The sequence below is a fragment of the Desulfuromonas versatilis genome (genome assembly GCF_019704135.1).
GTDB lineage: Bacteria > Desulfobacterota > Desulfuromonadia > Desulfuromonadales > NIT-T3 > Desulfuromonas_A > Desulfuromonas_A versatilis.
The window spans coordinates 2,698,983-2,723,171 of record NZ_AP024355.1 but is presented as its reverse complement, the minus strand read 5'-3'; the positions used below and the strand labels follow the sequence as shown (position 1 = coordinate 2,723,171).

Below are 24,189 nucleotides of genomic sequence, written 5' to 3'. Positions count from 1 at the left end.
CTTTCTCCAATTTGCCCCTCTGGATTCCGAAGCGCCCGGTATGGTACGCTAATTGCTGGTTTTTCTGCCAACAACCGTTTCCCTTTTCTTACCCGGGCCGGATTTCAACAATGCGACAATCTCTCCTGCTGCTGCTCGTTTCCCTGCTCGCCTTTGCCTTGCCTGCCGAGGCCTGTTTCGGACCGAAGCTCTACCTTGGGACCGGCACCGGTGCCCGGGCGGACGTGCTCTACGAGGTGGTGTCCCTCTACGTCAAGGAGAAGACCGGCACCGAATCGGTGCGGGTCGAGCTGAACGGCAAGCAGCCGCTGGTCGAGCTGCGGGCGGAGCGGGTCGACATGGTGTTCTGGGATGGAGATACCGTCGCTGAACCGGCCCTGCTGGTCGTGGAGGGGGGACCGGCCCTGATCTCGGGCAAGCGCCCCCTGCAGGATCTGCAGTTCACCACCGTCGCCCCGGCCCTGCGCAAGTTGGCCCGCCTGCTCAGGGGCGAGCAGGTGGCCGAACTGGCCGCCCGGGTCGAGGCGGGGGCTCCGCCGGCCGCCGCGGCGCGTCGTTTCCTCATGGACCAGGGGTGGATATGACGGGGCTGCGGCTGGCAGCACTGCTGCTTTGCGTGTGGTTTGGCGGCTGCGCCGTTTCCCGCGCTCCCGAGCCTGGCGGACTGGCTGCACCTGCGGCGCAGAGCCCGGCCGGCCCGGCCCGGGAGCCACTGGAGGCGGTCGGGGTCCTCTCCGGTTTGACCGTCTGGTCCGGCGAGGTGGTGCTGGTCGGCGATGTGCTGGTGCCCAGGGGCAGCACCCTGAGGATCCTGGCCGGCACTACAGTACGGGTGCGATATGACGACAGCACCAAGATCGACCCCGAATACCTTTCTTCCGATACTGAGCTGCTGGTCCGGGGCGCCCTTGAAATAGCGGGCACCGATCAGGAACCGGTCCGCTTCATCCCCGAGGGGGCGCCGGAGGGCGAGGCTGTCGCCTGGGCCGGGGTCCTGCTCGACCGGGCGGAGCCTTCGGTGATCGAAGGGGCGGAAATTGCCAGGGCGGAAACCGGCATTCTCTGCATCGGGACCTCCCCCCTGGTCCGCGGCAGCCGGATTCTCGGCTGTCGTTACGGGGTTGTGGCCCAGCAGGGCAGCTCTCCGCAGATCCGTGACAACCTGATTGCCGAAGGGGAGGGGGGGATCTTCTGCTGGCGAGGCTCCAGCCCCCAGGTGCAAGGCAACCGGGTCACCGGCAATGACGAAGAGGGGATTTTCGCCGATGGCGACAGCCGCCCGGCCCTGGAGGGCAACCGGGTGAGCGGTAATGCTATCGGCCTGGCCGCTTTCCAGAACGCATTCCCCTTTGATCCCGGCCAGTTCGCCGGCAACCGCGAAGACTTGCGCTGGCTGCGCGGGGGCGGGCCATGAGAATTCTGTGGTGCCTGTTGGTCGGCCTGCTGGCTGCAATTCCGGCCCACTCCGGCGAGCCGCTTCGCTACACCGGGGAGAACTCCCTCTACCAGGATACCGTCTGGGAGGGGGAGGTGCTGATTGACGGAATCCTGACGGTTGCGCCGGAAGCGACGCTGGAAATCCGCCCCGGAACGGTGGTCCGCTTCACCCCCTACGACAGCAACGGCGACGGAATCGGCGAACACGAAATTTTCATCCAGGGGGTGTTTCGCGCTCTGGGCACCGCCGATGCGCCGATCCTGTTTACCTCCGCGGCGCCATCCCCCTCGCCCGGAGACTGGGGGGCGCTCAACATGATGGCCTCCGAGGAAGACAACCTGCTCGAGCACTGCATCGTCGAATACGGCTACCGCGGCTTCCATGCCCATTTCGCCCGGGCGGCCATCAAAACCTCCCGTTTTCGCTACAACGTGCGGGGAGCCCAGTTCCAGGAATCGACCGTGGATATCAGCGATTCCGAGGTTGTCGACAACCTCAACGGCCTGCAGTTCCGCAACTCGGAGGTGAACCTCGAGGGCCTGGTGGTTGCCCGCAACCACTGGGGGATGCGCTGCGTCTTCAGCGAGGTCGCCATGGCCGGTTGCCGCTTCGAGGAAAACCTCATCAACGGGGTCAGCCTCCGCGATTCGAGCCTTGTCGCCAGGGGCAACCGCGTTGTCGGCAACCGCAAGGGACTCTACCTGCAACGCAGCACCGGAGAGGTCGAGGGAAACGATCTGTCCGGGAACAGCGAACATGGCATTTTTCTTGAAGAGTCTGATGTCCGGGTAAGCGGCAACCGGATCGCCGACAACGGCCGCGCCGGAATCCGCTGGCTCGATTCCAGCGGGGCGCTGAGCGGCAACCTGATCCAGGACAACGGCATCTACGCGTTGCTCAACGACGGAGCCGGCCCGGTCCAGGCCCCCGGCAACTGGTGGGGGACAACCTCCGCGCAGGAGTTGCGCTCGATGATCCGCGACGGCCGCCAGCGGCCAGGGATGGGCCCTGTGGAAATCGAGCCCGTATTGAAGGAGGCGCCGCCCTTCAAGGTGCCGCCGCTGCCTGAACGGAAACCCTAGTTAGATCAAATCCAATAAAGAATAAAGCGCACACCACGAAGGACACGAAGGTCACGAAGTAAAGGCATAAAAATCAATCCGGTTTTCTTCGTGGCCTTCGTGGCCTTCGTGGTGAATAAGACTTCGTATTTAAAAAAAACCCAAAGGGCCAGAAATATCAAAACATGAACATTATCCTCAAATCCCGCTCCCTGATCGCCCTTGCCCGTCCTGCTGTTATTGCAGCGGCCTGCCTGCTCGCCCTGGTCGCCCTGAGCGGCTGCGACCGGGCCGCCGAGCGCCCCAAAATGCGCATCGGCTACATGAACTGCAACAGCGAGGAGGAGACCCTGCAGCGCTTCCGCCCCCTGACCCGCTACCTGTCGGAGAAGCTCGGGGTCGACTTCGAGACGGTGCCGGTGGACACCCAGGATTTCGAGGAGCGCTTCGCCAAGGGGGAATTCGAGTTCACCCACTCCAACTCGCTGGTCTATATCATCCTCAAGGAAAACCACGACCTGCGGCTGCTGGCCGCCGAGCGGCGCGGGCAGTTCGGCTCACGCACCGCCGGGGCGATCATCTCCCGCAAGGGGAGCGGCATCGAAACCCTGGAAGATCTCAAGGGCAAGCGCATGCTGTTCGGGCCGCAACTGGCGCCCACCGGCTATCTGGCCCAGTACGACCTGATGCTGGAGGCCGGGCTCGACCCCGAGCGGGACCTGGGCTACTACGCCATTCCCTCCGGCTCCTTCAAGCACGAGAAGGTGGTCTACGGCGTCTATTTCGGCGATTTCGACGTGGCGGCGGCCCCGGCCCTCGATCTCGAGGTCATGACCCGCGAAGGGAAGATCACCGCCGACGACTTCCATATCATCGCCCAGAGCCCCATCATCCCCTATTGCACCTTCGGCGCCTCCAAACAGATTGATGCGGAGCTGGTGGAGAAATTCCGCAAGGCGCTGCTCGAACTCAAGCCCGAGGAGACCGTGACCATCGACGGCGAGCAGGTCAAGGTGCTCAAGTCCGCCTGGATCGACGGCTTCGACCAGCTACTGGACAGCGATTACGACCCGATCCGCGTGATGGCCAAGCGGGCCAACATGCCCCCGTACCAGGAATTCTGAGTCCCTAATGGCGCGTGACGGATTCGACAGACTGATCTGGCTTGGCCTCGCCGGCACCCTGGCGGCGCTGGCGGTGCTGCTGCTCGGCGCCCCGCGCGGCAGCGACGCCCGCCAGGCCTCTTCCCTCGACAAGGGGATCGAGCGGGAGCTGGCCTACCAGGCCCGCAGCGCCTTTCTGCAGAAGATCTACGGCCCGGTGGAGGAGTTGCGGGCCCAGGGGGAAGCCCAGCGGGCCCTGCTCAAGCTGGAGGAACTGGGGCGCGCCTACCCCGGCGAGGCCCACGGCTACCTGCTCAAGGGGGCGATTCTCCAGGAATTCGGTGCGCTCGAGGAGTCCATTGCCAGCTACGTGCAGGGGGTGAAGCTCAACGGCGACTACGTCGACGAGAAAAGCCCCCTCTCCATGCAGACGGAAATCCGTCAGCTGGTGGATCGCGGGCTGGACGAGATCGGCCGGCGGGCCCGCGCCAACCCCGACAACCGCACCCTTGAGACCGCCTTGCGCAACCTCTACTATCTGCAGAGCCGGCTCGCCGGCGGGTGCGAATAAGAATGAACTGGCGTGAGACACATAGCTGGACCGTGGTCGCCGCCGGCCTGCTGCTGGGCGGGCTGGGGGTGCTGCTGGCGGTCTGGGGCAACCCCGAGAACTCGGGGATCTGCGTCTCCTGCTTCATCGAGAACAGTGCCGGCGCTCTCGGGCTGCACGACAACCCGCGCATGCAGTACCTGCGCCCGGAACTGATCGGCTTCGTGCTCGGCGCCCTGGCCAGTGCCGGCGCCTTTCGCGAGTTCCGCTCGCGGGGCGGCAGCGCGCCGCTGCCGAGGCTGGTTTCCGGCATCTTTCTGATCGTCGGCTGCGCGGTCTTCATCGGCTGTCCCATCAAGCTGTTTCTGCGCTTCACCGCCGGCGACCTGACCGCCCTCGGCGGGGTGGCCGGCCTGCTTGCCGGCGTCTGGATCGGCCTCAAGGGGCTCGCCCGCGGCGTGCACCTCGGTCGCCACCACGAAGAGCGGGGCGGCAGCGGCCTGCTGGTCCCCGGGTTCTTCCTGCTGCTGCTGGTATTTCTGCTGGCCCGCCCCGGCTTCCTGATCTTCTCCGGGCGCGGCAGCGCCGCCCAGCACGCCCCCTGGCTGCTGGCCCTCGGTGCCGGCTTGGCGCTCGGCGCGCTGGCCCAGCGCAGCCGTTTCTGCATCACCGGCAGCGTCCGCGACACCCTGCTGATGGGACGGCGTTCGCCGCTGCTCTGGGGCCTGCTCGCCTTTGTCGGCGCGGCGGTGGCCTTCAATGCCGCCACCGGGCGCTTCAACCCCGGTCTCTACGGCCAACCCGGCGCCCACCTCGAGCACCTCTGGAGCTTTTTGGGGATGGCTCTGGTTGGCTGGATCTCGGTGCTGATTGGCGGCTGCCCCTTCCGGCAGTTGGTCAAGGCCGGGGAGGGGGACGCCGATGCCGGCCTGGTGGTCGTCGGCATGTTCATCGGCGGTGGCCTGGTGCAGTCCTGGGGGATCGCCGCCACCGCGGCGGGCGTCTCGCTGGCCGGCAAGGCCGCGGTGCTGCTTGGATTTGTTTTCGTGCTGCTCAGCTGTCTGTTGTTCCGGGAGCGGGCGAGCGCCTGAAGGGCGCCCCGAACCGGTGAAAGGAAAGGGATTTGAAGGCTCTGGTACGCAACCCCGATATCGTCTGGCGCGTCGAGAAGCGCCGCGAGGAAGAGATTCTCAAGGCCCTGGAGCGGGGTGAAGAGGTGGAAGACCGCGGCGCGGTCATCCTGATCATTTCCGGCATGATGCACCAGCTCAACCTGGTCGGGGGACGGATCTGGGCCCTGTGCGACGGGACCCGGGACCTGGGGCAGGTGGTCGAGGCCCTGGCCGAGCAGTTCGAGGTGGAGCGCGAGGAGTTGAGCGGAGATGTCGCCGAGTTCGTCGACGATCTGCTGGAAAGAGGGTGGCTGAGCCATGGCTGAAAAGATTACCGACCTGTTTTCCGCCCCCCTGACCTTCAACTGGACTTTGTCGTTCCGCTGCAACTTCAGCTGTTCGCACTGCTACAGCCGCGAAGAGCAGGTCGAGGAGCTGGCCACGGCGGACATCCTGCGCATCATCGATGTCCTGGCCGAGAAGCAGGTCCCTTTCATCAATTTCGGCGGTGGGGAACCGCTGATCCGCGAGGACCTTTTCGAGATCGCCAGCTATGCCACCGGCAAGGGGCTCAACGTCTCGATGAACTCCAACGGCTGGCTGGTCGACGAAGCGGCCGCCGCTGAACTCAAGCGCTGCGGCTTCAAGAGCGTCGGCATCAGCATCGACAGCGCCGCTGCCGCCCTGCACGACGATTTTCGCTGCATGCCGGGCTCTTTCGAGCGGGCCGTGGGCGCCCTGGAGGCGTTGCGCAAGGTGGGGCTGAAAAGTACCATGAGTTCGGTGATCTCGCGGATCAATCATCTGAACTTCCAGGATCTCCTGCAACTGGCCCGGGATCGCGGAGTCGGCCAGGTCTACCTGCACAATTTCAAATGCAGCGGGCGGGGTTTCAAAAACCGCGAGGAACTCGACCTGTCGCCCGAGGAGTGGAAGGCGTTCTATGTCGAGGCCCTCAAGGCCAAGCAGGAGGCCAGAAATCTGCTGATCTCCTTCGACGACCCGATCATCGCCTCGCTGCCCGGTTACGAGGAAAACTCGTTGGTAAACGGCAGCAGCTGTGGTAAGCTTTCCCTTAATTTACGCCCCAATGGGGATATTACGCCCTGCGGTTTCATCCCGCTGGTGGTCGGCAATATCCTTCGGGACGATTTCGACAGCATCTGGTATGACTCACCTGTCCTCAACCGGATGCGCAACAAGGAGGCGACCGGCAAGTGTGTCGGTTGCGGTGCGTTCGAGCAGTGCCTGGGGGGGTGCACGGCTCGCTCCTTTGCTACCACCGGTGACTTCAGTCAGCCCGACCCCCACTGCTGGAAATGATACCTTTCTGCCGATGCGAAGGCGGTTTCGGCGTGTCGGCCATGGTCGGTGAAACGCAGTATCAGCCGGGTGTCAAGGCACCCACAAAACTGAAGGAGGTGAGGGATATGAAGAAGTACATGAAGCCCCGGGTGGTCGGTTCCTCGAACGTCCATCCCTGCTAAGGACCAAGGGGGCAGCTGTGCTGCCCCCGTTTTTTTCCTCGCCCGGAGGGTCGCAAGGCCCACCGGTTCAGCCTGCCTTATGGATCTGCTTGACACGCCACTACGGGTGACCTGGGAACTTCACGGTACCCGAGAATCCACCCCCGCTGAAGAACCCCTGCGGATCGCCGAGCGGCTCTGCGCTGCCGGGGTATTCTTCGTGACCCTGGAAGAGCGCCCGCTGGCCCACCCCCGCATCCACGAAATCCTCCAGGTTCTCAGCCATGGTGGGGTGCGGATCCTGCTGGTTTTCACCGGTTCGGCTGCAGAGGTCGCCGGCCTGGTTCCGGGGTTGCCGTTGGACGCCCTGCTGTTGGATGCCGGGGCGATCCTCTCCGGCAACGGGGAAAACTTTTCCGACCTGGCGCGGGTCGTCGAACAGGCCAGGGAAAATGGCTACCAGCCGGCCCTGCAGATGACCCCCCACCGCGGCAATCTCCACTTGTTGCTGCCGCTGCTCGAGTTTGGCAGGGACCTGGGAGTGGGGCGAATTAAGTTGCCAAACACCCGCATCGGTGATAGGTTTTCACCCTCTGCGGCGGCTGGTATCCCGGGGCCCGATGAGCTCGAAAAGCTGCGCCGGCTGCTGGGCCCCGATCCGGAAAACCACCGCCGGGGAGTGAACCTGGAGGTTCACGACCTGTTCATCTGGGAGCTGCTGTTTCCGCGCGGCGAACAGGGCGGGCGCAGCGAGTACGGCGGCTGCCAGGCGGCCAACAGCCTGGGGCATGTCGATGCCGAAGGCCACCTGCTCCCCTGCTCCTCGTGGCCCGAGAAGCTCGGTTCGTTGCACCAGCACTCCCTCGAGGAGCTCTGGAGCTCGCCCAAAAGGCTGCAGATCCGCCAGGAGATCGCCGAAGTCCCCCAGGGGTGCCGCGGGTGCCGCGACTACCCCCTGTGCCTGGGAGGCTGCCGCGGCCTGGCCCGTTTCTTCAACCGGGAAGCGGGCTACCGCGACCTCATGTGCCGGGAGCCCCGCTCCGATTGACTTGACCCCCCTGTCGCTGACCACTATGGCCATCTACCTCGACAACGCTGCCACAACCTGGCCCAAGCCCGAGAGCGTCTACCGCGAAGTGGATAACACCCTGCGCTTCGGCGGTGCCAATCCCGGGCGTGGCGGGCATCAACTCGCCCTGGCGGCCAGCCGCCTGGTATTCGATGCCAGAGAGGCGGTAGCCGAGTTGTTCGGCGTCCGCAACGAGGACCGGGTGGCCTTCACCTCAAGCGCCACCGAGGCGATCAACGTTGCCCTGTTCGGAATCCTGCGGCCCGGCGACCGGGTGGTGACCTCCAGCATGGAGCACAACGCCGTCGCCCGCCCGCTGCGAGTGCTGCAGGACCGTGGGGTGCAGGTCATCAAGGTTTCCGCCGACCGCCGCGGCTTCGTCGACCCGGCGGCCATCCGGGAGGCCTGTTCGGAAAAGACCCGGATGGTGGTGCTCTCGCACTGCTCCAATGTCACCGGCACCCTGCAACCCATCGAGGCCATCGGACCCTGGCTGCGCCGGGAGGGAATTCTCTTTCTGGTCGACGCCGCCCAGAGCGCCGGGATTTTCTCCATCGACGTCGAGGCCATGGGGATCGACCTGCTCGCCGCGCCGGGGCACAAGGGGTTGCTGGGGCCCCAGGGGACTGGTTTCCTCTATGCCCGCGAAGGCTTGAATCCGGTTCCGCTTATTTACGGCGGTACCGGAGGCAACTCCCAATCCGACCTTCCCCCCGAGCAGATGCCCGAGCGGCTCGAAAGCGGCACCCTCAATACACCCGGCCTGGCCGGCCTCAAGGCTGGAATCGACTTCATCCGCAAGGAGGGGATTGCGGCAATTCGCGCCCGCGAGACGGAATTGCTGGAGCACCTGCTCTGCGCTCTGCGGGGCATCCCCGAGGTGGAACTGTACGGCCCCCTGGAGCCGCACCTGCATGGCGGCGCCGTATCGTTCAACCTCGCCGGACGCGACCCGGCAGAAGTCGGTTTTCTTCTTGATCACGAACATGGTATCCTCTGCAGGGTCGGGCTGCATTGTGCTCCCGACGCCCACCGGACCATCGGCACGTTTCCGCGCGGAACGGTCCGGGTCAGCCCGGGGTATTTCAACACCCTGGACGAAATTGAGCACCTGGTCGCCGCCGTTGCCGCCCTGGCAGCCCATCCGCCGGCCTGACCGGGTATCCACCAGCAAGGAGTCCCATCATGAAAAATGTACTGGTTCGCCTCCTTGGCGCCCTGCTGCTGGCCGTGCTGGCAGCCTGCTCGCTCCCCCCGGAAAAACCCGTGACCCGCGCCGAACTGATGTCCACCCGGATCTACAACCTGTACATCATCGACGAGTCGCCTGAGCAGGTTCTCAACGCTCTCAACAGCGAGGGAGAGGTGATCCTGGAAAGCAAGCGCAATATCCCGGGCAAGAACTACCCGGTTTACCTCAAGCTGCTGGCTACCTCGGAAGGCATCGACGTTCTCCCCTACGACCGATAAACCGGCGGACCCTGCGGTCGCATTCTGGCCAGGAAGACTGAAATGAAAAAAACCTACATCCTCGATACCAATGTTCTGCTGCACGACCCCCAGGCGCTGTTTCGTTTCGAGGACAACGACCTGATTATTCCAATTACGGTCATCGAGGAGATTGACGGCTTTAAAAAAGATCTCAACGAGATCGGCCGCAATGCCCGGCAGATCTCCCGCTTTCTGGATTCTCTGCGGGCCAAATCGCACCTGGTGGACGGGGTGGAACTGGAGAAGGGCGGCCTGCTGAAGGTGGTTCTCTACACCGAGCAGTCCATGAAGCGGCTGCCCCCCGAACTGCGCAGCGACCGGGGCGACAACCGGATCCTCGCCGTGGCCCTGCAGATGAAGGAGCAGTGCGACTGCCCGGTGGTGTTCGTCACCAAGGACACCAACCTGCGCATCAAGGCGGACGCGGTGGGGCTGACTGCGCAGGATTACACCTCGGACAAGGTGGAGATCGACGAGCTCTACACCGGGACCTGTGAGGTCCTGGACGAAAAGGACGCCGTCGATCGTTTCTACGGCCAGGGGTACATCGATCTTCCGGGAGAATATTTCCCCAACCAGTTCGTCACTCTCGCCGAGTCCACCAACCCCTCGCATACGGCCATAGGCCGCTACAACCATGCCAGCCAGAGGCTGCAGCCCCTGATCCGTCCCCCCAAGGATGGGCTCTGGGGCATTCATCCGCGCAACCGCGAGCAGCAGTTCGCCTTCGACCTGTTGCTCAACGACGATATCCAACTGGTCACCCTGGTCGGCAAGGCCGGCACCGGCAAGACCCTGCTCGCCATCGCCGCCGGGCTGTTCAAGTCGGCCGACGACGGGGTGTTCAGCCGCCTGCTGGTTTCCAGGCCGGTCTTCCCCCTGGGGCGGGACCTCGGCTTCCTGCCCGGCGACGTGGAGGAGAAGCTCTCGCCCTGGATGCAGCCGATCTTCGACAACGTCGATCTGCTGCTCAGCGGGGTGGACGAGCGCGGCAAGCGCAAGCGCGGCTACCGGGAACTGGTCGACATGGGGATCCTGCAGATCGAGCCGCTCACCTACATCCGCGGCCGCTCCATCCCCAAGCAGTACATGATCGTCGACGAGGCCCAGAACCTGACGCCCCACGAGATCAAGACCATCATCACCCGGGCCGGGGAGGGGACCAAGATCGTACTGACCGGCGACCCCTACCAGATCGACAACCCCTACGTCGACTCCTCCAGCAACGGGCTGACCTACACCGTGGAAAAGTTCAAGGGCCAGGAAATCGCCGGGCATGTGACCCTGACCAAAGGCGAGCGCTCGCAGCTGGCCGAACTGGCGGCGAATTTACTGTAACGAGTAATGAGTGATAAGTGATGAGTAGGAGTAACCTGGTATTTCCCTCTTGGTTTCCGGCTTTCACTCGTCACTGATTACTAATCACTGATCACTGGATTTATGCTTTTATTGTGTATCGAATCTTCCTGTGACGAAACCTCCGCGGCGGTGGTGCGCGACGGGCGGCAGATCCTCTCCAACGTGATCGCCTCCCAGGTCGACGTGCACGCCCGCTACGGCGGGGTGGTGCCAGAGCTCGCCTCGCGCAAGCACGTCGAGGCAATCTCGGTGGTCATCGGCGAAGCCCTCGAACGGGCCGGGGTGGATCTCAACGCTATCCAGGGGGTTGCCGTGACCCGCGGGCCCGGGCTGGTCGGGGCGCTGCTCGTCGGACTCTCCACCGCCAAGGCTATCGCCTTTGCCCGCGACCTGCCGCTGGTCGGGCTGCACCATATCGAGGGGCACATCCTGGCGGCCCTGATGGAGCAGGAGATCGCCTTCCCCTACCTGGCCCTGGCGGTTTCGGGTGGCCACACCCATATCTACCGGGTCGACGGGATCGGCCGCTACCAGGGTCTCGGCCGCACCCTGGATGACGCTTCGGGGGAGGCTTTCGACAAGGTCGCCAAGCTGGTCGGGTTGGGTTACCCGGGAGGCGTGCTCATCGACCGCTTGGCGGCGCAGGGCAACCCCGACGCCATCGACTTCCCCAGGCCGCTGCTGCACCAGGACAATTTCGATTTCAGTTTCAGCGGCATCAAGACCGCCGTGCTCAATTACGTTCGCAGACAGCCGGGACCGATCGAGGGCGAGCACCTCAAGGACCTGGCCGCCAGCTTCCAGAAGGCGGTGGTCGAGGTTCTGTGCCGCAAGACCTGGCGGGCCGCCCGCGAGACCGGCCTGGAGCGGGTCGTGGTGGCCGGCGGTGTCGCCTGCAACAGCGGGCTGCGCCGGATGATGAGCGAGATGGCCGCGGAGAACCGGGGCCAGGTGTTCTTCCCCTCCCCGGGGCTGTGCGGTGACAATGCCGCCATGCTCGGCGTGGCCGGGGAGCATTACCTGGCCGCCGGCTATCGCGCCCCGCTCGATCTGAACGCCGTGGCCTCCTGGTCCCTGGACCGGGCAGGCATTCGCTAGGCTGCGATCGGGGGAGGGTGCGTCGGCAACGGAATATGTGGCGGCAGTGGGGATTCATCAGGCAGACGAAGCTGGTTTTTGTCCGATTCTGCCGGCTCAAGGGGGCTCCGGACGAAATCGCCAAGGGGATGGCGCTGGGCATTTTCATCGGCATGACCCCGACCTTCGGCTTCCAGATGGCCATCGCCATTTTCTTTGCTTTTCTGCTGCGCGAAAACAGGCTGGCCGCCGCGGTCGGCGTCTGGATCACCAACCCCTTTACCGCCCCTTTCATTTACGCGCTGGAATACGAGTCGGGGCGTGTGTTGCTGGGGATGCCCCGGCTTAACCTGCCCGAGGAGCTTACCTTTACGGCCTTCAAGACCCTGGGCTGGGAGGTGGTGACGCCGCTTTGCCTGGGGAGCCTGGTTTACGGTGTCATCTGCGCCGTGCTTGCCTATGCCTTGACCCTGCGCATGATCCCCGTGGTCAAAACCTGGCGCATTCCGCGCTGGCCCAGACCCAAGAGAAGACGTGAGGAGTGAGGGTTGAGGCGTTGGATGCTTTCGTCTATTACCCCTCACCCCTCACTCCTTACCCCTCACGGTTTTTATGCATCGTCCCAAAAAACGCTTCGGCCAGAATTTTCTGCGCGATCCCAATATCGTTCGCAAAATCATCGCGGCTGCCGGACTTGAGCCCGGGGACCGGGTTGTCGAGATCGGCCCGGGGCTCGGCGCGCTTACCGAACACCTGCTGGAGGCGGCCGGTCGGGTCCACGTGCTCGAGATCGACCGGGACCTGGCTCGCCAGTGGGCCGAGCGCCCCGAGCCCAACCTGGTGGTGCACGAGGGCGATGCCCTGCGACTCGACTGGGCGGTGCTTTTCGACCATCCGCCCTACAAGATGGTCGCCAACCTGCCTTACAACATCTCCAGCCAGATCCTGTTCAAGGTTCTGGAGCACCGCGAGCGTTTCAGCAGGCTGATCCTGATGTTCCAGAAGGAGGTCGGCGACCGGCTCTGCGCCTCGCCGGGGGGGAAGGACTACGGCATCCTCTCGGTGCTTTTTCAACTCTGGTTCGACATCAAGAAGGTAACGCCCGTGCCTCCCGGGGCGTTTTTTCCGCCACCCAAAGTACACTCGTCGGTGCTTCGCTTCGAGCCCCTGGAAGCGCCCAGGGTGCCGGTTGCCGATCATCGGTTCTTCGCCCGGGTGGTCAAGGGAGCTTTCTCGCAACGCCGCAAAACCCTGCGCAACGCCCTGGTCGGTTCGGGATTCGGGTTCGAAGGTTTGGATGAGGCCCTGCAGGTGGCGGGCATAGATCCCGGCCGCCGTGGCGAAACCCTGGACCTGGCCGAGTTCGCGCGCCTGGCGAAGGTGCTGATGGAAGCCAATCCGGGCAGCAGGCCGGAGGATCAAGGAGATAATGGTGAGTGACGACAAGGTCGCCGTGGTCAACGGCAAGATCATTACGGAATTCGACTTTCACAACGCCCTGCAGGGCTTCGCCATGGAGATGCACCGCAAGCCCATGGAGCAGCTTTCGGTGGAGGAGTTGGAGGAGATTCGCGCCCTCGCCATGGAAAAGCTGGTGGCTCGCGAGCTGATCTACCAGGAGGCCTTGGCTGAAGGGGTGGTGGCCGCCGACGATGCCGTGTCGGCGGAGATCGACAAGGTCATCGCCAATTTCCCCAGCGAGGAGGAGTTTTATGCCACCCTCGCCAAGGCCGGGATCCAGCCCATCGCCTATTACCGGATGCTGCGCCAGGATTTGACGGTGAACCTGATGAGCGAGAAAAAGCTCGCCCAGGTTGCCGAGCCGGCTGAGGCGGAGATCCTGGAAACCTATCGCCGGCACCCGGAGAAAATGAAAAAGCCGGGGCGGGCGAGGGCCTGTCACATCCTGGTCAAGGCCCCGCCGGGCGACCGGGAGGAGGCCCTGGTAAAAATCCGCCGGATCAAGGAGCAGGCAACCGCGGATAATTTCGCCGACCTCGCCAGGGAACACTCCCAGTGCCCCAGTGCCCAGCGGGGTGGAGACCTGGGTTATTTCCACCGCGGCGACATGGTCAAACCCTTCTCCGACGCCGCGTTCTCCCAGCAGGTGGGGGCCGTCGGAGACATCGTCGAGACCCCCTTCGGCGTCCACCTGATCCGGGTTCTCGATCATGAGCCTGACAGCAGCCTGAGCCTCGAGGAAGCCCGCCCGTCGATCCGCCGTTTTCTCAAGGAGACCGCCGGTGCCCAGTTGCTCAAGCAGTGGGTCGAGGACCTCCGCCGCCGCGCCGATATCGAAATCCTGCAGGCCTGAGTTCAACCCCAGGGCGGGCAGGGCCCGCCCTGGGGAGCATCCAGGATTCAGGAGCCAGAATATAACCCTTTTCAATCCGTTTAAGATCAGCTGCAATCCTCCTCACTCCTCACTCCTCACTCCTCACTCCTCACTCCTCACTCCTCACTCCTCACTCCTCACTCCTCACTCCTCACTCCTCACTCCTCACTCCTCACTCCTCACTCCTCACTCCTCACTCCCGTTTCGCCCAGACAAACCATTTCTTGCCAAAAGCCCAGTGATGATTTAGATTTAATCACATCAGACGCGCCGGGACCCGGCCCCTGCCGGGTGGTTTGGCTGAACGGCCGGGCGCTTTTTGCCGATGTTCTTCGGGTCCCTCAACCTCCCCGAGGATGCCATGAAAATCCTTTTTGAACCGCCGGGAAACCTAATCTCCCACGAGGATCTCGCCAAAAAGGCCAGCGAGGTATTCGCCCTGCTCGAGGGCGAAACCGGGGGCGAGCGCTTTGCATGCCTCAAATCCCTGGGAGAAATCCTGCTCGCCTGCACCCCCTTCTCCTACCTGGCGCCACCCTCCGCCAGACAGCTCGCCGATTGGGTTAAGGAATTTCTCCTGTTCATCGAAAGCAGGCGCGACGAGGTCGCTGTCCGACTCGTCCCCTTCGGTGACAAGGGGCACACCCTGCTGCTGACCAACTGCCCCGATGTCCCCTATCTTGTCGATTCGCTGCAGGCCTATCTCGCCCGGCAGCAGGTGCGGTTCCAGGTCCTGTCCCACCCCATAATCCGAGTGCGCAGAACCAAGGGGGAACTGACCCGGTTGGCCGGCCTGGACGGGGAGGGGAGCAAGGAATCCTTCATCGTCATCGAGCTGGAAGGGGTCGGTGAAGAACATTACGCCGGCATTGAGCAGGGGGTGGTGGAGATTTTTCAGAGCGCCCTGGTCGTTGCCCGGGATCACAAGGAGCTTTCCAGGCGCCTGAAGGAGATGGTGAAGCTGCCGGAAATGGCCCCCTTCGGTGATTTCATGCGCTGGCTGGAGGCGGACAACTTCCTGGTGTTTTCCTACCGGCGCCTGCAGGTCAGCAAAGCCAGGGGACGCGGTTGCTCGGTGCAGGAGGTGGACGGATCGTCCCTCGGGATCCCCTCAGACCCGGCTAAGCTGGATTGCCGGGAACAGCGCGGCCTCGAGGAGTTCGAGCCGTTCTTCAGGCAGCGCCTGTTGCGCGATTCCGACGTGGTCGCCGAGGAGATCGAGCGGACCAGCCCGGTGCACCGCGACGACCGCCTGGTCTACCTGGGCTTCCGGGAGAAAATTTCCGCCGGCAGGTGGGACGAGCACCAGTTTCTCGGCCTCTTTCCGCAGAAGGCCAGTGATGAGCTGACCACCGCCATCGCTTCTTTGCGAAAGCGGATCGAAAAAGCCCTCGAAACCCTGGGGATTCCCAAGAATTGCCATGATTACCGCAAAACCATGGCGATTCTGAACACCTTCCCCAAGTTGGAGCTGTTCTTCATGGAGGCCGAGGAGCTGGCACAGACGGTGCGCTCCTTCACCCTGCTTTACCGCCAGGGGGCGGTCAAGGTGGTCGCCGCCAGGAGCCTGGCTGTGCGGGGGTTGACCCTGCTGGTCATCATGCCCCGGGCTTTTTACTCCACCGAGTACAGCTCGCGCATCGAGACCTATCTGCGCCGCTTTTTCAAATCCCCCTCGGCCAAGTCCAAGATCATTCACATCTCCACGGATTACCTGAGTCTGCATGTTTCGGTGCTCCCCGGCCAGGACGAGATCCACCTCGATCTCGACCGCTTGGAGCGGGGGCTGACCAACATCACCCGGCCCTGGATTCTGCGCCTGCGCAAGCTGCTAGACCGCGCCCACGGCGATCTGGAAGGGGGGCGGCTGTGGCGCAAATACAGCCAGAGTTTTTCCCGGGAGTACCGGACCCTGGTTCACCCGCGCTTCGCCATCCGCGATATCGACGGGATCGAGAAGGTGTTCGAATCGGGCGAGGAGCTCTTCGATCTCTGGGGCCCCTTTCAGGAGCAGGGGGAATATTTCCGCCTTCAGTACTACAGCCCGCAAAAGAGCTTCCTCAACGAGTTGATGCCGCTGCTGGAGAATCTCAACCTCTGGGTCATCGACGAGGTGGACTTCTCCATCAGCCTGGAAGGCAAAGAGATCTATATCAAGAGCTTCGCCATTCGCCCCGCCCCCGAGGTGAAAAGGCGCCTGTACGCCATGCGCGCAAAGCTGCTCGAAGCTCTTGGCGCGCTGCGCCGAGGTGAGGCGGAAAACGATTTTCTCAACCGCCTGCTGCCGCTGACCGGGCTTTCCTGGCGCGACATCGACGTTTTCCGCGGCTACCGCAACTACTATTTTCAGCTCGGCTCGCCCTACACCAAGCGCCGCGTCGCCTTCGCCCTGATCAACAATCCCCAGGCGGCCAAGCTGCTGTTCCGCTATTTCGAGGCCCGCTTCCGCCTCGACCCCGCCCTGGCCGACCCCATGCAGCGCGAGGAGCAGGCCCTCTCGCCGATCCGCCAGCAGTTGATCGAGGCCCTGGCCGCGGTCAAGGACGTCAACGAGGACAACATCCTTCGCACCCTGTTCAATCTCATCGATTCCACGGTGCGCACCAATTTCTTCCTGCGGCGGGAGCGGCCCGACTATTTCTTCTCCTTCAAAATCAGTGCGATCGGCATCATCGACATGCCGGCGCCCCGCCCCCTGTACGAGATCTACGTCCACTCGGCGGACATGGAAGGGATTCACCTGCGCGGCGGCAAGGTGGCGCGGGGGGGGCTTCGCTGGTCGGATCGCCCCGACGACTTCCGCACCGAGATTCTCGGCTTGATGAAGACGCAGATGACCAAGAACGCCCTCATCGTGCCGGTGGGATCGAAGGGCGGGTTTGTGGTCAAGACCCCCTTCACCACCCGGGAGCAGGGGGCCGCCTTGTCCAAGGCGGCTTACCAGACCCTGATCCGAGGGCTGCTCGATCTGACCGACAACCGGGTGGGCGAGGGCATCGTCCGCCCCACCGGGATCGTCACCTACGACGAGGAGGACCCGTACCTGGTGGTGGCGGCGGACAAGGGGACCGCCCATCTGCCCGACACCGCCAACGCCATCAGCGCCGAGTACGGTTTCTGGCTGGATGACGCCTTCGCCAGCGGCGGTTCCCGCGGCTACGACCACAAGGTGCTCGGCATTACCGCCCGCGGCGCCTGGGAGTGCGTCAAGCGGCATTTCCGCGAACTGGACCGGGACATCCAGTCCCAGCCCTTTACCGTGGTCGGCATCGGCGACATGAGCGGGGACGTCTTCGGCAACGGCATGCTTTTATCCAGGCAGATCCGCCTGCTTGCAGCCTTTGACCACCGGCACATCTTCCTTGACCCCGACCCCGATCCGGAAGCCTCTTTCCGGGAGCGCCAACGGCTGTTCGACCTGCCGCGCTCGAGTTGGGACGACTATGACCGCAAGCTGATTTCCGAGGGTGGCGGGGTGTTCCCTCGCGATGCCAAGGACATCCCCCTTTCTCCCCAGGTACGCCAATGGCTGGGGATTCGTCATCAGTCGCTCGACGCCCAGGGGCTGATTCGCCTGCTGCTCGGCGCGGAGGTCGATCTGCTCTGGAACGGCGGCATCGGCACCTACGTCAAGGCCAGCACCGAGAAGCACGAGGATGTCGGCGACCGGGCCAACGACGGACTTCGCATCGACGCCGGCCAGCTGCGGGCCAAGGTGGTGGGCGAGGGGGGCAACCTCGGCATGACCCAGAAAGGGCGGATCGAGTTCGCGCTGGGCGGCGGCCGCCTCAACACCGATGCGGTGGACAACTCGGCCGGGGTCGACTGCAGCGACCACGAGGTCAACCTCAAGATCTTCATGCGCTATTTGAAGGAGAACAAGGTGGTGGAGGAGCGGCAGGAGCGAGACCGCCTGCTGCTGGAGGTCACCGAGGAGGTCTGCCGGGCGGTGCTGGACAACAACTACGGGCAGAGCCTCTGCCTGTCTCTCGACCAGGCACGCTGCGCGGCCAACGTCGAACCTTTCCTCGACCTGTCCGACCGCCTGGAGAACGTCGGCATGATGGATCGGCGCGGCGAGTTCCTGCCCACCGGCAAAGAGATCCGCTTCCGCAAGAAGCAGGGGTACACCCGGCCCGAACTGGCCATCCTCATGGCCTACAGCAAGATGCAGCTGTTTCAGGAGCTTCTCGAAAGCGACCTGCCCGACCAGCCCGGGGTGCAGGAATACCTGCTCGGCTATTTTCCAGGACCGATCCGCCAGCGCTTCGAAAAGCTCCTGGGGGAGCACCCCCTGGCCCGGGAAATCACCGCCACGGTGATCACCAACACGATCGTCAACCAGGCCGGCAGCGCCATGCTCAATCGCCTCTCCAGGCAGGCGGGGACTTCCCTCATCGATGCGGCCGCGGCCTATTTGAGCTTCGACCAGGTGCTCCAGGGGGCTGCCCTGCGACAGGGGCTTTTCGCCCTCGACAACAAGATCCCCTCCCGCCAGCAGTACCAGGTGCTGCTGCGCCTCGAGGAGACCCTGGGCCATCTCTGCAGCTGGGCCATGGCCCAGGAGATGGCGGTCCGGCCCGATCCCGAACTGGTGAAGGACTATGCCGCCAAGGTGCAGGCGTTTGAGAAGAAACTGGGGGGGATCCTCCCCGAGGCCGACTGGCAGAACTGCAAGGACAACGCGGCCGAACTGGAAGAGGCGGGCCTGCCGGCCTCTCTGGCGAGGCAGGCTGCGGCGCTGCCCTATCTCGAGGATTTCCTGCCGGTGGTTTCGTTAATGCAGCAGACCGGTGCCGATCTGCACTCGGTGGCGCGGATCTACGGGGAGGTCAGGCAGCTTTTGGCGATCCGCGACTGCCTGCGCGATGCCGAGGCGGTGCAGACCCGCGACCGTTGGGATCGCATGGCCTACCAGGCGATTCGCGATGGTTTTCAGAACGCCGGCTACCGCCTGACCCTGGCGGTACTCCAGAACGCCGAAGGGAACCCGGAGCGGTATTTCGCCAGGCGCCGGCAGCAGCTTAAGTTCTACCACAAGCTGCGCGAAGGGCTGCGGGGGGTGACCCCCGTCAACTACAACCCCTTCACCGTGCTGATCAACGCCCTGGAGGGGATGCTGCCCTGAATCCAGGGGCGGAGGGACGCCGGGTGGTTCGGCCCGGCAAGGTCCGTTAAAGATTGATTTGCCACGCCGGTCAAAAAGTAGCTTAGAGCGGGCATGGCATCTCTTCGTGCCCTTCGTGAACTTCAGCGAGCGGCGCGAACGGGTGGTGGCCAAAGATCTGGGCAAAAGACCTTCATGGTCACTTACATCAGGTCGAAATTCGCCTTTTTCTGGTGGACCGCCGCATCAGTGAAGCTTGCGGTAGCACATCCCCGAATCCGCCATGTAGTCGCAATCCTCCTCGGGTGCCTCTTCGAGGTCGAAGAGCCGATAGAGGTTTTCGGGCACATCCTTGAGGACTCTCAGGATCTCTTCCCGTTGGTGCTTTTCGTTGAATATGTACAGGTCCTTGGTGCTGTCCCTGACCTCGAGGGTCTGCCCGATGCGCGAAGACCATCCATCATGCCAGCGGATCTCGTCGAGTATTTCCAGAGCTTTCATAAACACACCTCCATTGACCGGGCCGGCCGGTCCTTCTATCTTCATTTTTATCCCCGAAGCGATTATTTGCAACCTGCCGCAAGGCGATTGAGGCCTTGTCTTTTCTCCGCAAGTCTGGCATAAAGAGGACCGGCCCGGCACCCCAATTAAAATGGAGAGCATCGAGCGATGAACAAACGGCAACTCGGTCCCTGCGTGACTTTCTTCCCCCAGCCGACCACACTGGTTTCCTCCGTCGACGGGGCGGGCAAGGCCAATCTGATGACCGCGTCCTGGGCGAGCATCGTCAGCAAGACTCCGCCGACCATGGCCGTCGCCCTCAACCAGGGCCGGCTGACCTACCGCAACATCCAGGAGACCGGCTGCTTCGTGGTCAATATGGTCCCCGCCTCCCTGGCCGTCGAGGCTGATTACTGCGGGTTGAAATCCGGTCGTGACGAGGACAAGATCGCTGCCGCGGGGCTGAACTGCGTCCCAGCGTCGAAGGTCGCGGCACCCCTGGTGGCCGAATCCCCGCTCAACGTGGAGTGTCGGGTGAGCGGAGAAGTCGAACTGGGTGAATACCGGTTGATCCTCGGCGAAATCCTGGAAATTCACGCGGCGGAACAGGCCTTTGACGCCGAAGGACGCGGCGCTGCCAAATCCTTCGACCCCCTGGTCTACCTGGGGGGGATTCGTCAGTATTGGAGCCTGGGGGAAAAAGCCGCCGAGGCCTACCGCGACGGCGTCCGGTTGTTCGAGAAAAAATAGGAATCCCCGGCAGTTTCCGCCGGGAGAAAACAGTGGACATCCGTAAACGGCATATGCTATAGACTAGAACGCTTTTTTAGACCAAGCTTTATCGCGGCTGGCCCGGTACTGGCACTGGAGCAGATCGGCCGCGCAGCAATCTTTCTGATACCGCCTGGATCCTATGGACCGGGACGGAAGGCGATAGCGGCACGATGCGGGAACGGCAGCCTTGCGGCGGCCCCTCTTACGTCGGTTCATGCCTTTCGGACGGTGTCCGGAAGGCATTTTTCGTTTTCCCCAATTATGGACGAGCAGTGAAAAAGCAGAAGACCGTTCTCGACATCCAGAAGATGAAAACCGAAGGCGAGAAAATCGCCGTCCTGACCGCCTACGACTACCCCTTCGCCCGGCTGATGGACCTGGCCGGCATCGATATGATCCTGGTCGGCGACTCGGTGGGCTCCGTGGTCAGCGGTTACGACAATACCCTGCCGGTGAGCATGGAAGAGATGATCTACCACACCCGCGCCGTGGTGCGGGGCACTTCGGGCGCCCTGGTGGTGACCGACATGCCGTTTCTCTCCTACCAGGTCGACCGGCGCGACGCCCGGATGAATGCCGGGCGGCTGGTCAAGGAGGGCGGGGCCCACGCGGTCAAGCTCGAGGGCGGGACCAACGTCGCCGATACCATCCGCGCCATCGTCGACATGGATGTCCCGGTGATGGGGCACATCGGCCTGACCCCCCAGTCGGTCCATCGCATGGGGGGCTTCCGGGTGCAGGGGAAAAAGGAGGAGCAGGCCGACAAGCTGCTCGCCGACGCCCTGGCGGTGCAGCAGGCCGGCGCCTTCGCCATGGTCCTGGAGGGAATCCCCAAGCCCCTGGCCAAGCGCATCACGGAATCGGTATCTATCCCCACCATCGGCATCGGCGCCGGGATCCACTGTGACGGCCAGGTGCTGGTGATCCACGACATTCTCGGCCTGTGCGAAAAATATTCCCCCAAGTTCGTCAAGAAGTATGCCGACGTTTCCGGCATCATCAGCCAGGGGGTCAGGGATTACATCCGCGAGGTCAAGGAGGGGATTTTCCCCGACGACGAGCATTCCTTCAAATAAACCCTCGAGTAATGAGTAAAGAGTGATGAGTAACTAGCAAACATCAAAAGCGCTTTTGCTCTTCACTGATCACTGATTACTAATCACTGATTATTGGTTTTATGAAAATAATAACCGACATCCAGCAGATGCAGCAGCTCTGCCTGGCCGCCCGGCGGCAGGGGCAGCGGATCAGCTTCGTGCCGACCATGGGCTTTCTTCACGAGGGGCACCTGTCGCTGCTGCGCGCCGGGCGCGAGCGGGGCGAGTTGCTGGTCCTGTCCATCTTCGTCAACCCCACCCAGTTCGGGGTGGGGGAGGATTTCGAATCCTACCCCCGTGACCTGAGCCGCGATGCCGCCATGGCCGAGTCGGTGGGGGTCGACCTGCTGTTCGCCCCCGAGGCCCGCGACATGTACCCCAAGGGGTATGCCAGCTACGTCAATGTCGAGGGGCTGACCGAGACCCTCTGCGGGGCGAGCCGGCCCGGACATTTTCGCGGTGTGACCACCGTGGTGGCCAAGCTCTTCGGCATCGTTCAGCCCGATGTGGCCCTGTTCGGGCGCAAGGATTTCCAGCAGTTGGCCGTTATTCAGCGGATGACCCAGGACCTCAACCTCCCCGTCGAGGTGCTCGGTATGCCGATTATCCGCGAGGCCGACGGGCTGGCGATGAGTTCGCGTAACAGCTACCTTTCGCCCGCCGAGAGGCGCCAGGCCCTGTCGCTCAGCGAGGCAATCGCCCTGGCCTGTCGCATGGTCGCCCAGGGCGAGGCCGATGCCGGGAAAATTCTCCAGGCGGTGCGCCGGCGCATCGAGACCGAGCCCGACGCGGTTATCGACTATCTGAAGATCTGCCATGGGCGCACTCTCGAGGAGATGGCCCAAGTCACTGTCGATTCGGTGATTCTGCTGGCGGTTAAAATCGGCAAAACCCGCCTGATCGACAACCAGTACCTAATCGAGGAGGCCTAGTGCAATGACCCGCAAAATGCTCAAGTCCAAGATCCACCGCGCCACCGTCACCGGCGCCGACCTGCATTACGAGGGGAGCATCACCATCGACCCCCTGCTCATGGAGGCGGCCGACATCTATGAGAACGAGGCGGTGGACATCTGGAACGTCACCTACGGCACCCGCTTCCAGACCTACGCCATCGCCGGTCAGCCCGGCAGCGGGACCATCTGCATCAACGGCGCCGCCGCCAGGCTGGTTTCCAAAACCGACCTGGTGATTATCGCCAGCTGGCAGGAGATGAGCGCCGAAGAGGCCCGCGGCCACAAGCCGAAACTGGTCTTCGTCAACGAGAAGAACGAGCAGGTGGACCTGGAGCGCAAACAGGAAAACCCCGGCCAGGGCCAGCTCAAGAAAGCCATTTGAGAAACCACGAACTTCGCCCATGACTCTTTACCTTGCACGATTTCTAGCCCCCATCAGCGCCCCGCCCATCGAGGATGGGGCGCTGCTGGTTCGCGACGGGCGCATCGTCGCGGTGGGGACCCGCAAGGAGATGCTCGCCGCCCATGGCGGGGCCGAGGTGGTCGATTTCGGGGACGCGGTCCTGCTCCCGCCCATGGTCAACGCCCATACCCACCTGGAGTTGACCCACTTCCCCCGCTGGCTCAACGAAGTGGGCGAGGCCGCCGAGGTGCGCAGCTTTGTCGACTGGATCCTGCGGGTGATCCGGGTCAAGCGCGGCGTGGAGATCACCCGCTTCATCCCCTCGCTGGCCGAGGGGATACGCCTTTCGTTGGCCGCCGGCACCGGGGCGGTGGGGGATATCCTCTCCTACTTTCCCGCCCGGCAGGCCTATCGCCGCTCACCGATGGCGGGCAACCTGTACCTCGAAACCCTGGGTCGCGATCCGCTGATCGGCCGCAAGGTGCTGCGGGGCATCGGCGAAATTCTCGGCGAAGTCAAGGCCGGGGAAATGCTCCTGGGGATCTCGCCCCATTCGCCCTATTCGGTTTCGGCGGACTACCTGGAGGAGGTTCTGCAGTTCGGCCGCCGCCGCAAGGTCCCCCTTTCGGTTCACTTCGCCGAGTCTCCCGACGAGGTCGATTTCCTGCAGGACTCCGCCGGTCCCGTCGCCGAAACCCTCTTTCCCTACGTCGGTTGGGGCGATATGGTGCCGCCACCGGCCCACCGCACTCCGGCCCGCTACATCGCCGAACGCGGCGCACTTGCCGCCCCCATGCTGCTGGTGCACGGGGTGCAGGTCGAGCCCCGCGACATGCCGCTGCTCGCCGGCTCGGGGGTTACCGTGGTGCTTTGTCCCCGCTCCAATGCCAACCTCGGGGTCGGCCGGGCTCCTGCGGCGGCCTACCGGCAGGCCGGCGTACCTCTTGCCTTGGGTACCGACAGCCTGGCCAGCTGCGACTCCCTGTCACTCTGGGACGAGATCGCCTTCGCCGCCGATTGGCTGCAGGGGGACTTGGGGCCGCACCAGCTGCTGCGCCTGGCGACTCTTGACGGGGCCCGGGCCCTGCGGCTTGACCACCGAATGGGAGCCCTGGCGGAAGGCATGGAGGCCAGCTTTCAGGTGCTGCGCCCCGCAGCCGTGCCCCGCTTGGACGACCTGGAAGCCCACCTTTGCGCCGAAGGGCGCAGGGGGCAGGTCGAGGCTCTCTACCTCAAGGGGCGCGAAGTGTTGCAAAAATCCTGACTCCTCTTTATAATTCGCAATTCTGC

Annotated in this window: 23 protein-coding genes; 22 read left to right on the top strand and 1 reads right to left on the bottom strand. The window is 63.6% G+C overall.

Annotated features, from left to right (window positions below; all coding sequences use genetic code 11):
• The first annotated feature begins 110 nt into the window (after positions 1 to 110).
• The 17 genes from DESUT3_RS12265 to DESUT3_RS12185 all read left to right on the top strand — a co-directional run bounded on the left by DESUT3_RS12265 (position 111) and on the right by DESUT3_RS12185 (position 19,189).
• Positions 111 to 584: a hypothetical protein gene (locus DESUT3_RS12265; protein ID WP_221248776.1), complete on the top strand. Its 474-nt coding sequence runs from the start codon at positions 111 to 113 to the stop codon at positions 582 to 584.
• Positions 581 to 1,414, top strand: a complete 834-nt coding sequence (locus tag DESUT3_RS12260) for a right-handed parallel beta-helix repeat-containing protein (protein ID WP_221248775.1) — start codon at positions 581 to 583, stop codon at positions 1,412 to 1,414. The genes DESUT3_RS12265 and DESUT3_RS12260 overlap by 4 nt, the downstream gene beginning before the upstream one ends.
• On the top strand, positions 1,411 to 2,520 hold the full coding sequence (locus tag DESUT3_RS12255; RefSeq protein ID WP_221248774.1) for a right-handed parallel beta-helix repeat-containing protein: 1,110 nt from the start codon (positions 1,411 to 1,413) through the stop codon (positions 2,518 to 2,520). Before DESUT3_RS12260 ends, DESUT3_RS12255 begins: the two co-directional genes overlap by 4 nt.
• Before the next feature lie 164 nt (positions 2,521 to 2,684).
• A complete protein-coding gene (locus tag DESUT3_RS12250; RefSeq protein WP_221248773.1) occupies positions 2,685 to 3,623 on the top strand; it encodes a phosphate/phosphite/phosphonate ABC transporter substrate-binding protein in 939 nt (312 codons plus the stop codon).
• 7 nt (positions 3,624 to 3,630) lie between these two features.
• Positions 3,631 to 4,173, top strand: a complete 543-nt coding sequence (locus DESUT3_RS12245) for a hypothetical protein (protein WP_221248772.1) — start codon at positions 3,631 to 3,633, stop codon at positions 4,171 to 4,173.
• 2 nt (positions 4,174 to 4,175) lie between these two features.
• Complete coding sequence (gene yedE / locus DESUT3_RS12240) at positions 4,176 to 5,243, top strand: YedE family putative selenium transporter (protein WP_221248771.1); 1,068 nt, start codon at positions 4,176 to 4,178, stop codon at positions 5,241 to 5,243.
• 32 nt (positions 5,244 to 5,275) lie between these two features.
• Complete coding sequence (gene pqqD, locus DESUT3_RS12235) at positions 5,276 to 5,590, top strand: pyrroloquinoline quinone biosynthesis peptide chaperone PqqD (RefSeq protein ID WP_221248770.1); 315 nt, start codon at positions 5,276 to 5,278, stop codon at positions 5,588 to 5,590.
• On the top strand, positions 5,583 to 6,587 hold the full coding sequence (locus DESUT3_RS12230; RefSeq protein WP_221248769.1) for a GeoRSP system radical SAM/SPASM protein: 1,005 nt from the start codon (positions 5,583 to 5,585) through the stop codon (positions 6,585 to 6,587). The genes pqqD and DESUT3_RS12230 overlap by 8 nt, the downstream gene beginning before the upstream one ends.
• Positions 6,588 to 6,830: 243 nt before the next feature.
• Positions 6,831 to 7,778 (top strand): SPASM domain-containing protein, encoded by a 948-nt coding sequence (locus DESUT3_RS12225; RefSeq protein ID WP_221248768.1) that lies wholly within the window; start codon positions 6,831 to 6,833, stop codon positions 7,776 to 7,778.
• Positions 7,779 to 7,803: 25 nt separating this feature from the next.
• Entirely contained in the window at positions 7,804 to 8,955 is a 1,152-nt protein-coding gene (locus DESUT3_RS12220; protein WP_221252542.1) for an aminotransferase class V-fold PLP-dependent enzyme, read from the top strand.
• 29 nt (positions 8,956 to 8,984) lie between these two features.
• Complete coding sequence (locus tag DESUT3_RS12215; protein ID WP_221248767.1) at positions 8,985 to 9,269, top strand: hypothetical protein; 285 nt, start codon at positions 8,985 to 8,987, stop codon at positions 9,267 to 9,269.
• A gap of 42 nt (positions 9,270 to 9,311) precedes the next feature.
• Entirely contained in the window at positions 9,312 to 10,628 is a 1,317-nt protein-coding gene (locus DESUT3_RS12210; RefSeq protein ID WP_221248766.1) for a PhoH family protein, read from the top strand.
• A 102-nt stretch (positions 10,629 to 10,730) separates the two neighbouring features.
• Positions 10,731 to 11,747 (top strand): tRNA (adenosine(37)-N6)-threonylcarbamoyltransferase complex transferase subunit TsaD, encoded by a 1,017-nt coding sequence (gene tsaD / locus DESUT3_RS12205; protein WP_221248765.1) that lies wholly within the window; start codon positions 10,731 to 10,733, stop codon positions 11,745 to 11,747.
• A 35-nt stretch (positions 11,748 to 11,782) separates the two neighbouring features.
• Entirely contained in the window at positions 11,783 to 12,271 is a 489-nt protein-coding gene (locus DESUT3_RS12200; RefSeq protein ID WP_221248764.1) for a DUF2062 domain-containing protein, read from the top strand.
• 67 nt (positions 12,272 to 12,338) lie between these two features.
• A complete protein-coding gene (gene rsmA / locus DESUT3_RS12195) occupies positions 12,339 to 13,166 on the top strand; it encodes a 16S rRNA (adenine(1518)-N(6)/adenine(1519)-N(6))-dimethyltransferase RsmA (protein ID WP_221248763.1) in 828 nt (275 codons plus the stop codon).
• The gene (locus DESUT3_RS12190) at positions 13,156 to 14,040 is read left to right on the top strand and encodes a peptidylprolyl isomerase (RefSeq protein WP_221248762.1); all 885 of its coding nucleotides are present in this window, start codon (positions 13,156 to 13,158) and stop codon (positions 14,038 to 14,040) included. Before rsmA ends, DESUT3_RS12190 begins: the two co-directional genes overlap by 11 nt.
• Positions 14,041 to 14,422: 382 nt before the next feature.
• Positions 14,423 to 19,189 (top strand): NAD-glutamate dehydrogenase, encoded by a 4,767-nt coding sequence (locus tag DESUT3_RS12185; protein ID WP_221248761.1) that lies wholly within the window; start codon positions 14,423 to 14,425, stop codon positions 19,187 to 19,189.
• A 225-nt stretch (positions 19,190 to 19,414) separates the two neighbouring features.
• Here the strand turns inward: DESUT3_RS12185 and DESUT3_RS12180 are convergent, their stop codons facing one another.
• Complete coding sequence (locus DESUT3_RS12180; protein ID WP_221248760.1) at positions 19,415 to 19,669, bottom strand: hypothetical protein; 255 nt, start codon at positions 19,667 to 19,669, stop codon at positions 19,415 to 19,417.
• 168 nt (positions 19,670 to 19,837) lie between these two features.
• Here DESUT3_RS12180 and DESUT3_RS12175 point away from each other — a divergent pair, with 168 nt between their 5' ends.
• The 5 genes from DESUT3_RS12175 to DESUT3_RS12155 all read left to right on the top strand — a co-directional run bounded on the left by DESUT3_RS12175 (position 19,838) and on the right by DESUT3_RS12155 (position 24,163).
• The gene (locus tag DESUT3_RS12175; RefSeq protein ID WP_221248759.1) at positions 19,838 to 20,419 is read left to right on the top strand and encodes a flavin reductase family protein; all 582 of its coding nucleotides are present in this window, start codon (positions 19,838 to 19,840) and stop codon (positions 20,417 to 20,419) included.
• Between the two features lie 296 nt (positions 20,420 to 20,715).
• The gene (gene panB, locus DESUT3_RS12170; protein ID WP_221248758.1) at positions 20,716 to 21,519 is read left to right on the top strand and encodes a 3-methyl-2-oxobutanoate hydroxymethyltransferase; all 804 of its coding nucleotides are present in this window, start codon (positions 20,716 to 20,718) and stop codon (positions 21,517 to 21,519) included.
• A gap of 101 nt (positions 21,520 to 21,620) precedes the next feature.
• Positions 21,621 to 22,472: a pantoate--beta-alanine ligase gene (panC, locus tag DESUT3_RS12165; protein ID WP_221248757.1), complete on the top strand. Its 852-nt coding sequence runs from the start codon at positions 21,621 to 21,623 to the stop codon at positions 22,470 to 22,472.
• 4 nt (positions 22,473 to 22,476) lie between these two features.
• Positions 22,477 to 22,878: an aspartate 1-decarboxylase gene (gene panD / locus DESUT3_RS12160; protein ID WP_221248756.1), complete on the top strand. Its 402-nt coding sequence runs from the start codon at positions 22,477 to 22,479 to the stop codon at positions 22,876 to 22,878.
• A gap of 19 nt (positions 22,879 to 22,897) precedes the next feature.
• The gene (locus tag DESUT3_RS12155) at positions 22,898 to 24,163 is read left to right on the top strand and encodes an amidohydrolase family protein (protein ID WP_221248755.1); all 1,266 of its coding nucleotides are present in this window, start codon (positions 22,898 to 22,900) and stop codon (positions 24,161 to 24,163) included.
• Positions 24,164 to 24,189: the final 26 nt, after the last annotated feature.

Excerpts from the sequence above, each read along its gene's own strand:
- DESUT3_RS12265 (WP_221248776.1), top strand. The coding sequence starts at position 111 with ATGCGACAATCTCTCCTGCTGCTGCTCGTTTCCCTGCTCGCCTTTGCC.
- DESUT3_RS12260 (WP_221248775.1), top strand. The coding sequence starts at position 581 with ATGACGGGGCTGCGGCTGGCAGCACTGCTGCTTTGCGTGTGGTTTGGC.
- DESUT3_RS12255 (WP_221248774.1), top strand. The coding sequence starts at position 1,411 with ATGAGAATTCTGTGGTGCCTGTTGGTCGGCCTGCTGGCTGCAATTCCG.
- DESUT3_RS12250 (WP_221248773.1), top strand. The coding sequence starts at position 2,685 with ATGAACATTATCCTCAAATCCCGCTCCCTGATCGCCCTTGCCCGTCCT.
- DESUT3_RS12245 (WP_221248772.1), top strand. The coding sequence starts at position 3,631 with ATGGCGCGTGACGGATTCGACAGACTGATCTGGCTTGGCCTCGCCGGC.
- yedE (WP_221248771.1), top strand. The coding sequence starts at position 4,176 with ATGAACTGGCGTGAGACACATAGCTGGACCGTGGTCGCCGCCGGCCTG.
- DESUT3_RS12230 (WP_221248769.1), top strand. The coding sequence starts at position 5,583 with ATGGCTGAAAAGATTACCGACCTGTTTTCCGCCCCCCTGACCTTCAAC.
- DESUT3_RS12225 (WP_221248768.1), top strand. The coding sequence starts at position 6,831 with ATGGATCTGCTTGACACGCCACTACGGGTGACCTGGGAACTTCACGGT.
- DESUT3_RS12220 (WP_221252542.1), top strand. The coding sequence starts at position 7,804 with ATGGCCATCTACCTCGACAACGCTGCCACAACCTGGCCCAAGCCCGAG.
- DESUT3_RS12215 (WP_221248767.1), top strand. The coding sequence starts at position 8,985 with ATGAAAAATGTACTGGTTCGCCTCCTTGGCGCCCTGCTGCTGGCCGTG.
- DESUT3_RS12210 (WP_221248766.1), top strand. The coding sequence starts at position 9,312 with ATGAAAAAAACCTACATCCTCGATACCAATGTTCTGCTGCACGACCCC.
- tsaD (WP_221248765.1), top strand. The coding sequence starts at position 10,731 with ATGCTTTTATTGTGTATCGAATCTTCCTGTGACGAAACCTCCGCGGCG.
- DESUT3_RS12200 (WP_221248764.1), top strand. The coding sequence starts at position 11,783 with ATGTGGCGGCAGTGGGGATTCATCAGGCAGACGAAGCTGGTTTTTGTC.
- rsmA (WP_221248763.1), top strand. The coding sequence starts at position 12,339 with ATGCATCGTCCCAAAAAACGCTTCGGCCAGAATTTTCTGCGCGATCCC.
- DESUT3_RS12190 (WP_221248762.1), top strand. The coding sequence starts at position 13,156 with ATGGTGAGTGACGACAAGGTCGCCGTGGTCAACGGCAAGATCATTACG.
- DESUT3_RS12185 (WP_221248761.1), top strand. The coding sequence starts at position 14,423 with ATGAAAATCCTTTTTGAACCGCCGGGAAACCTAATCTCCCACGAGGAT.
- DESUT3_RS12180 (WP_221248760.1), bottom strand. The coding sequence starts at position 19,669 with ATGAAAGCTCTGGAAATACTCGACGAGATCCGCTGGCATGATGGATGG.
- DESUT3_RS12175 (WP_221248759.1), top strand. The coding sequence starts at position 19,838 with ATGAACAAACGGCAACTCGGTCCCTGCGTGACTTTCTTCCCCCAGCCG.
- panC (WP_221248757.1), top strand. The coding sequence starts at position 21,621 with ATGAAAATAATAACCGACATCCAGCAGATGCAGCAGCTCTGCCTGGCC.
- panD (WP_221248756.1), top strand. The coding sequence starts at position 22,477 with ATGACCCGCAAAATGCTCAAGTCCAAGATCCACCGCGCCACCGTCACC.
- DESUT3_RS12155 (WP_221248755.1), top strand. The coding sequence starts at position 22,898 with ATGACTCTTTACCTTGCACGATTTCTAGCCCCCATCAGCGCCCCGCCC.